Source organism: Glaciecola sp. KUL10 (assembly GCF_003203515.1).
Lineage (GTDB): Bacteria > Pseudomonadota > Gammaproteobacteria > Enterobacterales > Alteromonadaceae > Glaciecola.
This window is the reverse complement of sequence record NZ_BGNG01000013.1, coordinates 50587-63770: the sequence shown is the minus strand read 5'-3', so window position 1 is coordinate 63770 and position 13184 is coordinate 50587. Positions and strand designations below refer to the sequence as shown.

Here is a 13184-nt window from a genome sequence, read left to right as displayed (position 1 = left end):
TTAGGCCTAGCAGGGTATTAATTCGTTTATTCATGTTATTTTTGTTATGTCCTAGTTCTGTCTTCATTGTTCAAAGTATTAACATAGCAAAAATTTGAAAAGGTAGATATGTCAAGACAGTATACAGCGTTAGTATTAGGTGCTTCAGGTCTGGTCGGTAAAGCATTGGTCAACCAACTCTGTCAGGACCCTCGATATACCGCGATTACTTGCCTCGTGCGCAGTCCACTGCAAGACAGTGATTTCCATGATCCAATGAACAAAATTCAAGCTTTGGTAATTGACTTTGATTTTCTTCAAGACTACCAAGGATATTTTAGCGTGGATCACGTGTATTGCTGTTTAGGCACTACTATCAAAAAAGCAGGTAGCGAGAAGGCATTCCGTCGAGTGGATTTTGAATTTGTGCACGTCGCCGCTCAACTCACTCGAGCTCAACGGGGCATCAGCTTTGTTTGGATTTCATCAGTGGGAGCCAATGCGAAGAGTAAAAACTTTTATTTACGAGTAAAAGGAGAAGTTGAGAACGCTATTTTGACTATGCCTCAACTTGATAATGCTGCAGCTGTTCGGCCATCTTTGCTGTTGGGAGAAAGAAAAGAGACCCGTTACGCAGAGGCACTTGGAATTTCACTATCTAAGTTTTTAGCACCCTTTATGGTTGGAAAACTAGCAAAATACAAACCAGTGGGTGCTAACCAAGTGGCATATGAAATGATTAAATTACAAGTATTTAAGTGAGCTTGCTTGGGTAAGAAAAGCAGACAAAAGCCCAAGAGGGGATGTGCTATTTGTGCAACGGTACAACCCGTATTGTTCAGAGTCAGGAATGCTGAGTATCCTTCGTGGGTTTTGATTTGTAAGTACTGCCAACAGACATACAAAACGAGCTTAGATTATCAGTATGGTGGCACCTGGAAACGCGATAAAAGGAACTAACGAATAGATGCGGGCTAAATACTTGTTTGCATTGATATTTAACTTGTGTAGATTATCAATAATAATTAAGGGGATCATGATGATCTTATTAGCTTATCTACAATTCGAGCTTTTCAAACCATTGAGTATCTTATGAGCACAGGTTTGAAAGCGGACTGGCTTTTTACACTTCAATACCTTAGGTGTTTATCGGCAAGTTTTTTGTGTCTTTTTTTTACCACTTCTGTTTATAGCGAAGAGGTAGCATCTTATGACATCGACTTCATTTTCTTCGATTCAACACGAGCTGAAGCGTTTAATAGAAAAGAGTCGGTTGAAATAGACTTTGTGGTAAAAGAACATGCTCAAAACATGTTAAACAAAAAAATAGTCTTCCAAGTACTCCCTAGCGAGCGAGTGTGGCTTTCATTGCGAAGTCCTCGCCCAACTTGTACACCTGCTAAGATTAAAACTAAAGAACGTATTGATGAATTCCTCTTTTCACTGCCAACAGGTATCACCGCTAGTTCACGTATTTTTTCAAACAACGCTAATGAGTCGATTGCAGATGTGCTAAATGAACAAGGTGAAATCAAAAGCTTGGTCGACCTTGCCAATCATGTTGACGACTTTTTACTGTTTCATACTAGAAACAGGTCCTACGGAAACTTTATGGATCAGCAAATAAAATCACTCGCCCCTGCTTTCCGACAAGAGTTGGCCTCTACCACAGGATTTGCTGCTGAAGTCAGGTTATTTCTCGCATCTCGCTCATCATATTTAGTGGCAACACCGATTTTATTGCACCGAGCATATCCAGATGTGCTGCGAGAGTCCTTTCACTATAAAATTGCAGGTAGCCCGAGTTACTCTCTTGGCCACATCATGTGCAACGATACTGTACAAACACGAGCATTTATCGAGGAGTTCAATACCGCGTTAAAAATTATGCATGCCAACGGAGTGTACACACAAATACAAATAGATGCTTATCCGTTGACCTTGCACAAAGAAATGAACGAACTACTGGATGAGTCAGGTTTACGTACCAGTTTAGACATTGCTGATAGATACAATTAACCCATTTCTGGGTGACCGCTTATGCACTAATTGTAACAGGCACGCCATTTAACACAGCATTTCCAGAAAGCTCATCTAAAATCATTTCATCAGTGAGATCATTGCAGCTCACACCCGCAATTGATTGTGCATGCTGCCACTGAATCCCTTGTTTATTGTGTCCCCATCCGTGGGGGATACAAACAACACCACGCATCACTTTTTCTGTGATCTCAGCTTCAATGATAATTTGACCTACTCGTGACCTGACGGTAACCAAACTGCCATTTTCGATTCCAAATGCACTTGCGTCAGTAGGGTGGATTTGCGCTGTGCATCTAGTGGTATCTTTAACCATTCTTTTACTATTGTGTAGCCATGAATTGTTTGACTTTAAATGACGCCTTCCTATCAGTAATAAAGGAGACTCCTTACCAACTTCGTTGTAGAAGTATTCATTCACTCTTTTTATATCAGGCATAAAAAAGTCAAAACTTAAATTTATTGATTTGTCTTTGGTAAACAAAGCATTTGGTAAATCACTTTGTAATTCACCTAAATCAATACCATGAGGGTTGTTGATTAAAGTGTTGATACTCAGACCTGATACTAATTTAGCATAACGACCTGTTTTCAATAAATCGTCGACTACACCTGTTGGTGTCTTATGCCAGAGAGCTTTATATTTTAATGCCGATTGCTCGGAATTTTCTGGATCACGAAGTGCTTCAAGTTTTTGCGTTAGTGATAAATAAATTTGCCAATCAGTTCGCTGTTCTTCTAATAATGGAAATACAGCCGGGGAGTATTTAACTGAATTTCTAACAGCGAATTTGTGGAAAACAATATCATAATGATCCCGTTCGAGTGCGGTTACAGGTGGCAGTATTACGTCAGCATGGCGATTACTTTCGTTAATGTAAAAGTCTACAGCGACAACGAAATCCAGTGATTTAAACGCATTATCAAGCTGTTGGCCGTTTGGGGTTGTCAAAACTGGATTACCAGCACCAATTACGATAGCCTTTATTTGTCCTTCTCCAGGTGTTGTAATCTCTTCGGCAAGCGCCGAGACCGGATATTCGCCAGCAAAGGCAGGGAGTCCTCTAACGCGCGTGTGCCCCTTGGCTAAGCTACCATGTCCTGAATGAGGGAGATAATCTGCCGCCGGTTGAGTAAACATCATTCCACCACGTTTGTCTAAGTTCCCTGTTAGCATATTAAACAGCATAATTAGATATTGTGTAAGCGTACCGAAGCGTTGCACACTGGCGCCCATCCTGCCATAGCATGATGCTGATTGGGCTTCGCTAAATTCTTTGACCAAACGGTGTACCTGTTCGGCGCTGATACCTGTTGCTTCTTCTGTTTTTTCTGGCGTAAAGTTGGTTACGTAATCTTCAACTAAAGGTAAGTCCTTGGCAAATTCTAGCAAGTGCTCAGGATTCGCTAGATTTTGTGAAAACAAACTATTAAGCATGGACAAGAGCAATAAGACATCTGTGCCAGGCTTGATAAACAAGTGCTCACTACTCACTTCAGCGGTTTCAGTCTTTTTCGGGTCGATAACGACAACCTTTCCGCCCTTTTGTTGAATTGCTTTGAGGCGCTTTTTGACGTATGGGACGGACATTATGCTGCCGTTAGAAGCCAGTGGGTTACCGCCAATTATTATGAAATATTCATTATTATCGATATCTGTGACCGGGATTTGGTTCTGGTGTCCAAATAACTTATAGCTCACGATATGATGAGGTAATTGATCAACAGACGTCGCTGAAAAGCGATTAAATGATTTCAATGCTCGAAAAAAATATGGACCAAATAGAATAGCGCCATGATTATGAGCGTTTGGGTTTCCTAAATACGTAGCAACCGCGTTATTTCCGTGCTTGACTTGAGTATCGTGTATGCCCTTGGCGGCGAACTCAATTGCTTCATCCCAAGAAATCTCTTGCCATTCACCGTTCACCTTTTTCATTGGAGACTTGATGCGATCGGGGTCGTCATACAAGTCTTTCAGCGCCTTTGCTTTAGGACACACGTGACCTTTGCTAAAGGGATTGGCCTTATCGCCTACTATCGAAACGATTTGATTTTCACCATTAGTTTGCCGTGTAGTGACTTCTATTCCACACATAGCTTCACATAGTGTGCAAGTTGAAAAATGTTTTAAGTCTTCGTTTTGCTGACTATCTAACGGCATTGGTATTGTCCTTTATTGCATTCAATCTATAGCATAATGCGCAATTTCTAATCGGTACAATCAAAATGTTAAATAGTTGATCATTGATGTAAGTAAAGCGTAAAAAACAATGCTCGTTATTTGATTTTATTTTTGTCATAATCACGAATAAATATAACTGGTCAGATGTGTTTTGGCCGCTCATACAAACAGGATACTCACATGACGACAACTTCGCCCTTTCCAAATTTGCTTGCGCCATTGGACCTCGGTTTTACTCAATTAAAAAATCGCACGCTTATGGGATCAATGCACGTTGGTCTTGAAGAAGAAAAGGGCGGCTATGATAAGTTGGCTGCATTTTACGCTGCGAGAGCAAAAGGCGACGTGGGGCTAATCGTCACAGGTGGAATTGCACCCAATATAGCCGGTTGGGTCGCTCCTTTTGCAGGTAGAATGAGTAGCTCACGGCATGCTAAAAAGCATAAAGTGATTACAAAAGCAGTGCATGCTGAGGGGGGGAAAATCTGCATGCAAATTTTACATTCGGGACGTTATGGTTATCACCCACTGGCTGTTTCGGCATCGAAAGTAAAATCTCCAATTACGCCATTTAAACCTCGAGAACTTTCTTCCAGAGGAGTAAAAAGTACAATTAAAGACTACGCTAATTCAGCGCTTTTAGCCAAACAAGCTGGCTACGATGGTGTTGAAATTATGGGATCAGAAGGCTATCTGATTAACCAGTTTTTTTGTGAGAGAACCAATAAGCGACAGGATGAGTGGGGGGGGACATTAGAGAATCGTGCTCGGCTCGCTATTGAAACAGTCAAACACACCAGAGAAAAAGTAGGAGAAGCTTTCATTATAATTTACAGGCTCTCTATGCTTGATCTTGTGGAAGGCGGTGCACCTTGGGAAGAAGTCGTATATTTGGCGAAAGAAATAGAAAAAGCAGGTGCAACGTTAATCAACACCGGTATTGGTTGGCATGAAGCTAGAGTGCCGACTATTGCTACTTCGGTTCCACGTGCGGCCTTTACGTGGATAACTAAAAAGATGAAAGCTGAGGTCAGCATACCTTTAATCACTACCAACCGGATAAATACACCAGAAGTAGCGGAATCTGTGCTAGCAAATGGGGATGCTGATATGGTTTCTATGGCGAGACCATTTTTGGCGGACCCGGATTTTGTTGCTAAGGCAATGCTCAATCAATCGGATCACATTAATACTTGTATCGCGTGCAATCAAGCATGCCTAGATCATGCATTTGAACAAAAGCGCGCATCATGTTTAGTTAATCCTCAAGCGTGCTACGAAACCGAATTAATTTTTAAGACCGTTGCCGCACAAAAAAAACTAGCAGTCATTGGCGCGGGGCCAGCCGGCTTGGCGTTTGCTACCTATGCGGCTGAGCGCGGTCACGAGGTACATTTGTTCGACCAAGCCAACGAGATCGGAGGTCAATTCAACTATGCTAAACAAGTGCCAGGTAAGGAAGAGTTCTATGAGACGCTTCGATATTACGCAAAACGGATTGAAGTAACAGGTGTTCATCTGCATTTAAACACTCGCGTAGATGCAGGATTATTGCAGAAGCAACAAGGCGAAAAGGCATTTGATGAAGTTATCATGGCAACTGGAATTAAGCCCAGAGAACTCTCAATTGAAGGCGTTGAGCACCCGAAGGTGATGAGTTACCTCGATGTGCTTCGAGATCATAAGCCCGTGGGTAAAAAAGTCGCTGTTATTGGTGCCGGAGGAATCGGTTTTGACGTAAGTGAATACTTGGTTGAAAACGAAAATTTAAGTACTGATCTAGATAAATGGCTCGATCATTGGGGGATTGATAAAGACTATAAACAAGCAGGAGCATTGAAACCACAAACAGCTCCTCGGTTCGAAAGAGAAGTTTATTTACTGCAGCGAAAGTCGACAAAAGTCGGCAAAGGGCTCGGGAAAACCACCGGTTGGATTCATCGAAGCTCCTTAGTTAATCACAAGGTTCAAATGATCAATAGTGTGACCTATCAAAAAGTTGATGACCAAGGACTGCATGTTTTAATTGGAGACCAACCAAAGGTATTAGATGTTGATCACATTATCGTGTGTGCAGGTCAAGAACCGCTCAGAGAGTTAGAAAATGAACTGACTGAGGCTGGTTACAAAACTCATATCATTGGTGGCGCTTATGTCGCTTCCGAACTGGATGCCAAAAGGGCAATTCGTCAGGGGGCCGAGTTAGCAGCCGAGATTTAACCAAAACTTAACATTACTTTTATTTAATAATCTGCACAGATTTTTTTTGCGTAATCACTCCGAACACTTGATATTCAATCGAAATTAATTCGGAGAACGAAATGGCAAGATTATTAAAACTAGGCATAGCCGTAGGCATGGTCACGTTGTTGAGTGGTTGTGACTTGTTTGATGATGACGATGATGCGGTAGAAGTCGTCATTCCACCTGTTGTTGAGCCTGCACCTGAGCCGGTTACGATAGTTGATACTGCTGTTGCTAATGGCAGTTTCACAACACTAGTAGCTGCATTACAGGCGACAGGACTAGACGCTACGTTAGATGATGCCGATGGTAACTTTACTGTTTTTGCACCAACTGACGCCGCTTTCGAGCTATTAGGCGAAGAAACAATTAATGCGCTTCTAAACGACACTGACAGCCTTTCAGAAATCTTGACTTACCACGTTTTAGATAGCCAAGTTGATTCAACTGCAGCAATCGGAGCTGCGGGAACAACTGTGGCGACTGTTAATGGTGCTTCTTTGGGCTTGTCGTTATCAGGTGACAACTTGCTCGTTAATACATCCACGGTGACGACGGTTGATATCATGACAGATAACGGCATTATCCACGTTATTGATGCTGTTTTGATGCCACCTATGCCTACCGATGCAAGTGCGCAAACTATTGCAGAGGTTGCCGTTGGCAATCCAGACTTGAGTACATTAGTGATTGCATTGCAAACTGCTGACCTCGTTGGCGCGTTAAGCGACCCTGATGCGCAATTCACAGTGTTTGCACCCACTAACGCGGCGTTTGCAATGATTGATCCTGCCCTGTTAGAAGCAATATTAGCGGACTCAGATGCATTAACTGCAATATTACTACAGCATGTTGTTTCTGGCGCCGCCGTTGATGCGATAAACGCATTCGCTCTCAGTGGAACGAGCGTTGAAACGATGTCAGGGGCAATGATACCTATTGCAATAAACCCAGAGACTGACTCACTGACTGTGGGCGGAGCTAATGTCACCGTCACTGATATTCAAACCGCAAATGGTATCGTTCACGTAATCGATATGGTAATCGTTGGCGATGTAGAGCTTCCTACACCAGTATCATCAAGCATTGTTGATGTTGCGGTAGAAGCCGGCAGTTTCACTACTTTAATGAGCCTTTTGCGATCAACAGGTCTGGACACTGTTCTAGCGGACCTAGATACCGAATTTACAGTATTTGCACCTACTGACGCAGCGTTTGCACAGGTTGACGAGGCCACACTTGCTGCATTGGCAAATGATGCGGATGCACTCACAAACGTGCTGACCTATCATGTGATATCTGGTGCTACTATTCTTCAAGATGCAGCCGTTTCTGTCGCTCAATCAGATATGCGCTTGGTTGAAATGACTAACGGCCAAAATGCCGCATTGTCGCTCGGTGGTTCAACTCTTTATGTGAATACATCAGCAGTGTCGACTGCAGATGTAATGGCTGACAATGGTGTCATTCACATTGTCGATCAAGTCATTTTGCCACCGACTCCGTTGTCGGATAGTGAGTTAAGTATTGTAGACATTGCCCTTGCAAACCCTGAGTTTTCCACTTTGGTCGCCGCATTAACTGCTGCTGATTTAGTATCCACTTTAGCTGACGAAGCGGGCCAGTTCACAGTGTTCGCCCCAACTAACGCTGCTTTCGATAAAATACCCGATGCAACTTTAGATGCTTTATTGGCAGACACTGACAGCCTTTCTCAAGTATTGCTTCAGCATGTAGTTAGTGGTGCTACCATCGACTCTGTAGGCGCATATGCTGCGAATGGCGCCAACGTTGATACCGTTTCTGGTGAAGATGTAGCGATAAGTATTGTAAATTATGCACAAACAACAGATAGCGCAGATGCTGAGGTCGCTTACGACGCTGTATCTAATTTGTTGGTGGGTGGTAGCAATAGTGCACAGCCTGGTTTCACACTTTATGTCTTTGATAATGACTTAGGCACCGCTGGTAGCGCTTGTAATGACGCATGCTCAGAAAACTGGCCGCCTGTTTTAGTGACAGATGGTATGGCATCTGGTATTCCAGGTTTGTCAGCAGTAATGCGTGAAGATGGTTCAATGCAAGCAACCTTCCTTGGCCGTCCTTTATACTTTTTCGCAAGTGATGTAGAAGCGGGTGACACAAATGGTGACAGTGTTGGTGGTGTTTGGTTTGCAGAATCAACCCCTCAAACTGTGCTAAATGTACAAGGTGCCACGGTAACCGTGACTGATATTGCAGCAAGCAACGGTGTGATCCACGTTATCGACACTGTAATTACCGAAACTCTCGAGTAATAACCTTTCCCTAGGCAACAAAGTCAAAAAGGAGCGTTTTTCGCTCCTTTTTTATGTTTTGCTGAGGCAAATTTTGATATCTACGCACGTCACAATTTCTTACGCGTGATATATAGGGTTCAAATTTGCGAGTTCATTTTTAATAAAGCTATGATTATGCTGAGTTTAAAAATGAAAAATCTATTAATTAATAGTATCCTTTGCCAAATAATGCTTTTGCTTTATTTTTATCGAACTTTACATCATCCGGTCGATACACCTTTATAATAGCAATAGTAAATTAGCAGCAATGGCAATTTAACTGTCGATTATTTCTTTCCCCGATATCAGATACTAAATTTAGGAGCCTCAGATGGAACACAAAAACGTCAGCAGCCGAAACACTTCTCAAAAGGCTTTGCGTTTAAATTTAGACGATAAAAAATATGGCACCATTGTTGAGATCGGCGCGGGGCAGGAAGTCGCTCGCCAATTTTTTCTCGCGGGAGCAGCTGCAGGCACAATCGCAAAAACCATGTCTGCCTATGACATGAAGTTTTCCGACGCTATCTATGGTGTGCAAAATGACGGTCGCTATGTCAGTAAAGCGCGTGTAAAAGCAATGATGGAACAAGAGTTTAATCTAGTTGTTGAACGCGTTAGTGAGGGGCGCTCTAAATCCTCTCGTTATTTTGCATATGCAGCCACTGTCGCAGCAAAGAGCTTTAACCGTCAAAATGAGTGTCATGCGTGGTGTGGTATCCGAGTTCAAATGTATCCAGGAGCCGAACCCTCAAATATTAAAGTGCATGTGCGTATGAAAGACGATAATGCGGAAGCTCAGCAACAAGCGTTAGGTGTGCTTGGCGTCAATCTTATCTACGCGGCATATTATTATTTCGAAAACCCAAAGATGATCATTGACTCATTGACCGATAATATCAAACCAGGGCGCATTGAAATTGACTCCATCGAATTCATCGGCCCTTATTTTGAGGATATTGATAATCGAGCGATCAACTTACATTTGATCAGAAGTTGGAAGACGCGTGCGATCATGTTTAAGCCTGATGGCAGTATAACGGTTCCAGCTGAAATGCTTTATAAAAAGAATGTGTTGACGATACGAGGCTCATTCAGACCCGTGACCAATCTAAACGTAGATATGATCGAGCAGGGTAAAAAAGCATTTTTAGACAAGCACGGTATAGAAGATAAAAATACGATTGTTATTGCTGAAATATCACTAAATGATGCTAAAGGGCATGATAACCATGTGCCTGAAGAAGATCTTGTTCAGCGTGTTCAAATTCTGAATGCGCTTGGCTATAACGTGATGATCTCTGATTATACACGTTACTTTAAGCTCAGAGAATACTTCCGCCAATACACAAAAATGCAGATTGGCATTGTTGTCGGCGTGGTTAATATGCGACAGATCTTTGATGAGGACTCTTATGTCGGTGTAGAAGGCGGTATTTTAGAAGGTTTCGGTAAACTATTTCCAGATAACACTCGCATGTTTATTTACCCAGAGCTTAAATCTGATGGGGAAATAAGATCGTTTGCTGATTTAAAAGTACAGGACCATTTGAGGTTTCTATATCGTCATTTACTTGAAAATGACTTTCTTACAGGTTTAGAAAACAGCGATAAATCTCTTTTCGAAATTTACTCTAGAGATGTATTAAAAGCCCTAAAATCGGGCCCTGGAGACTGGGAAAAAAATGTACCCAAGTTAGTCGCTGAGCAAATCAAAGAGCATGGCTTTTTTGGCTTCAGAAAAAAACGATAATCACTTTAAGCATTGATTTACTCATACTAAAAGAGCGCTTATGATAGCCGAGACTAGGCCGCCTCATGTTTGGTGGTCACATTTCAAGCAAATCAGACACATCGCATAAGGAATCTCATGCCAAAAGCCAGTGAAGTTAAAAAGCACGCCGCGATAGAGCACAACTCAAAAGTTTATATTGTCAAAGACATAGCGAAGTTAACGCCAAGTGGTCGAGCGGGCGCGAGTTTGTATCGTATGCGTTTATATGAAGTATCCACCGGTATAAAGGCCGATGAAAGCTTTAAAGCAGATGAGATCATCAACCTAGCAGAGTTTAGTAAAAAGAAAGTCAGCTTTTCATACGTCGATGGTGATGAGTATGTCTTTATGGACAACGAAGATTACACACCCTATTCATTAGATAAAGACAATATTAGCGATGAGTTGCTATTTATCAATGAAGAGACAACGGGTCTACAGGTACTATTAGTAGATGAAAAGCCTGTTGGTATCGAACTTCCAGCCTCTGTTGACCTAGTCATTATCGAAACAGATCCGTCAATCAAAGGGGCGTCTGCTAGCGCTAGGACAAAACCTGCAATTTTGAGTACCGGATTGACCGTGCAAGTCCCTGAGTACATCTCTACGGGAGAAAAAATTAAAATCAATACTGCTGAAGCAAAATTTACAAGCCGAGCATAATTGAAAAGTTTCTATTAAACCGCCTATTATAATGATCATAGAGCCAGACTAATCTGGCTCTGAATTTGTTCTCCATCATCACGCTCCACTTTAGTATTTAACACTTCTGCCGATAGTCTCAAAAGATAGAGTTAAGAACGGAATCTGTGCAGTTTTTCTGTCGTTATAATCACTCTGAGCATTTAAGAGAGTGCGTTTTATCATCTATTTAAGAGACCGTTTGCTGCATGAGTATATTCAACATTTTTAAGTCAAAAGACGATTCACTAAGACAAATTTTAGAACAAGCTATTGACGCAATTGTGAGTATTGATGAGGCTAACTGTATTACCTTTTTCAATAAAGCGGCCGAGCAGCTGTGGGGTTATGATGCATCTGAAGTGATGGGGAAAAACGTCAAGATGTTGGTGCCGAGAGCGATTCAAGGTAAGCATGATGAATTCATAGATGCCAACCGACGTACTGGCCAAGATAAGATTGTTGGCAAAGCGAGAGATGTAATCATTGAGACAAAGTCAGGCAAAGAACTTTGGTGTAATTTGTCTCTGTCTAAGATTGATGTGGAAAAAGGCAAACTTTACACTGCTTTTGTAAAAGACATTTCAGCACAAAAAGAATCACAAGAAATCATCGACCAAACCCTAGAGCAATGCATTGATGCAGTTGTTACAATTGATGAAAACAACGAAGTAATCTTCTTTAATGCTGCAGCTGAAAAGTTGTGGGGGTGCACGAGAGAGCAGGTGATAGGTAGAAACGTTAAAATGTTAGTACCTAGCGCAATCCAATCGCAACATGATGATTTAGTCAATCAAAATAGAACAAGCGGTATTGATAAGATAGTGGGGACTTCCAGAGACGTGCAAATTCAAACATTGGATGGGCGTCAAATTTGGGGAAACCTATCCCTTTCCAAAGTGCAATTAGAAAATAAAATACTCTACACCGCTTTTGTTAAAGACATTACAGAAGAAAAGCTGCAACAAGAGGCGTTTGCCACCCTTTCCTTAGTGGCTAATGAAACAGACAACTCAGTCATCATTACTGACGCTGAGGGAAAAATTGAATATGTAAATCCCGGCTTTACAAAGTTGACTCACTGGCAGTCACAAGAAGTACTTGGCAAAAAGCCTGGAGCTATTTTACAAGGAGTGCATACCGACAAAGATACCATTGCACGGATTTCAGCCAGTCTAAAAAGCGCTCAAGCATTTTACGAAGAGATATTAAATTACGACAAGCACGGTAATCCATATTGGATTAGTTTGGTCATCAATCCAGTCATCAAAGACGGAAAAGTCGATAAGTTCATTAGTATTCAAGCGAACATAGATAAGACCAAGAGGCGTGTAATCGAAAATGATGTGCGACTTTCTGCTATTAACACCAGTAATATAGCGCTAGAGTTTGATATCAATGGCAAGTTAACACATGCAAACGAGCTTGGTCAGAAAGAGCTTGGATTTGAATCTGTCGAGGATATGCTAACCAAGTTTAATAAACTAGATGAATTGATTGGTAGCCCTAATTGGGAAAAGATAATAAATGGCCAGCTCATTTACCAAGATATTTCCCTAGTGAATGATAAAACACATGATAACGTTATACTCTCTGCATCGCTTTCACCGGTGTACAATGCAAGTAAAGAGCTAGAAAAAATACTTCTATACGCAACTAATGTATCTGCCAGAAATAAAGTCTTGGGCAGTACTCACAAAGCTATGTCTGAAGTAATGGAGCGCATTGCTAGTATTATTCAAACTATCAATACTATTTCAAATCAAACCAACTTGCTGGCGCTAAATGCTGCGATAGAGTCGGCGAGAGCAGGTGAGGCCGGCAGAGGGTTTGCTGTTGTTGCTGATGAGGTTCGAAACTTGGCGCAAAGCACGACGCAATCGGCTGATGAAATTGGTCAATTGATAGTACAAACAGAGCAGCATGTTGACAATTTAGCCAAGCATTTGGGGAAAGGCTAAGA

General features: G+C 41.8%; 8 protein-coding genes. 7 read left to right on the top strand and 1 reads right to left on the bottom strand.

Features of this window, described 5'->3' with window-relative positions; all coding sequences use genetic code 11:
• Positions 1-108: 108 nt before the first annotated feature.
• Entirely contained in the window at positions 109-741 is a 633-nt protein-coding gene (locus KUL10_RS16805) for an NAD-dependent epimerase/dehydratase family protein (protein ID WP_110430115.1), read from the top strand.
• Between the two features lie 330 nt (positions 742-1071).
• Entirely contained in the window at positions 1072-1998 is a 927-nt protein-coding gene (locus KUL10_RS16800; protein WP_110430114.1) for a hypothetical protein, read from the top strand.
• A gap of 19 nt (positions 1999-2017) precedes the next feature.
• Here KUL10_RS16800 and KUL10_RS16795 read toward each other — a convergent pair whose 3' ends face one another.
• Positions 2018-4183 (bottom strand): molybdopterin oxidoreductase family protein, encoded by a 2166-nt coding sequence (locus KUL10_RS16795; protein ID WP_110430113.1) that lies wholly within the window; start codon positions 4181-4183, stop codon positions 2018-2020.
• Positions 4184-4384: 201 nt separating this feature from the next.
• Between KUL10_RS16795 and KUL10_RS16790 the strand changes: the two genes are divergently transcribed.
• The 5 genes from KUL10_RS16790 (at position 4385) to KUL10_RS18975 (ending at position 13182) form a co-directional block, all read left to right on the top strand.
• Entirely contained in the window at positions 4385-6424 is a 2040-nt protein-coding gene (locus KUL10_RS16790) for an NADPH-dependent 2,4-dienoyl-CoA reductase (protein ID WP_110430112.1), read from the top strand.
• Positions 6425-6525: 101 nt separating this feature from the next.
• Positions 6526-8745: a fasciclin domain-containing protein gene (locus KUL10_RS16785; RefSeq protein ID WP_110430111.1), complete on the top strand. Its 2220-nt coding sequence runs from the start codon at positions 6526-6528 to the stop codon at positions 8743-8745.
• 352 nt (positions 8746-9097) lie between these two features.
• Positions 9098-10519 (top strand): TonB-dependent receptor, encoded by a 1422-nt coding sequence (locus tag KUL10_RS16780; protein ID WP_110430110.1) that lies wholly within the window; start codon positions 9098-9100, stop codon positions 10517-10519.
• A 117-nt stretch (positions 10520-10636) separates the two neighbouring features.
• Positions 10637-11203: an elongation factor P-like protein YeiP gene (yeiP, locus tag KUL10_RS16775; RefSeq protein WP_110430109.1), complete on the top strand. Its 567-nt coding sequence runs from the start codon at positions 10637-10639 to the stop codon at positions 11201-11203.
• 227 nt (positions 11204-11430) lie between these two features.
• Positions 11431-13182: a PAS domain S-box protein gene (locus tag KUL10_RS18975; RefSeq protein WP_110430108.1), complete on the top strand. Its 1752-nt coding sequence runs from the start codon at positions 11431-11433 to the stop codon at positions 13180-13182.
• The last annotated feature ends 2 nt before the right edge of the window (positions 13183-13184 follow it).

Bases quoted from the DNA above. Each gene is read 5' to 3' on its own strand.
- KUL10_RS16805 (WP_110430115.1), top strand. From the start codon at position 109: ATGTCAAGACAGTATACAGCGTTAGTATTAGGTGCTTCAGGTCTGGTC.
- KUL10_RS18975 (WP_110430108.1), top strand. From the start codon at position 11,431: ATGAGTATATTCAACATTTTTAAGTCAAAAGACGATTCACTAAGACAA.
- KUL10_RS16785 (WP_110430111.1), top strand. From the start codon at position 6,526: ATGGCAAGATTATTAAAACTAGGCATAGCCGTAGGCATGGTCACGTTG.
- KUL10_RS16795 (WP_110430113.1), bottom strand. From the start codon at position 4,183: ATGCCGTTAGATAGTCAGCAAAACGAAGACTTAAAACATTTTTCAACT.
- KUL10_RS16790 (WP_110430112.1), top strand. From the start codon at position 4,385: ATGACGACAACTTCGCCCTTTCCAAATTTGCTTGCGCCATTGGACCTC.
- KUL10_RS16780 (WP_110430110.1), top strand. From the start codon at position 9,098: ATGGAACACAAAAACGTCAGCAGCCGAAACACTTCTCAAAAGGCTTTG.
- yeiP (WP_110430109.1), top strand. From the start codon at position 10,637: ATGCCAAAAGCCAGTGAAGTTAAAAAGCACGCCGCGATAGAGCACAAC.
- KUL10_RS16800 (WP_110430114.1), top strand. From the start codon at position 1,072: ATGAGCACAGGTTTGAAAGCGGACTGGCTTTTTACACTTCAATACCTT.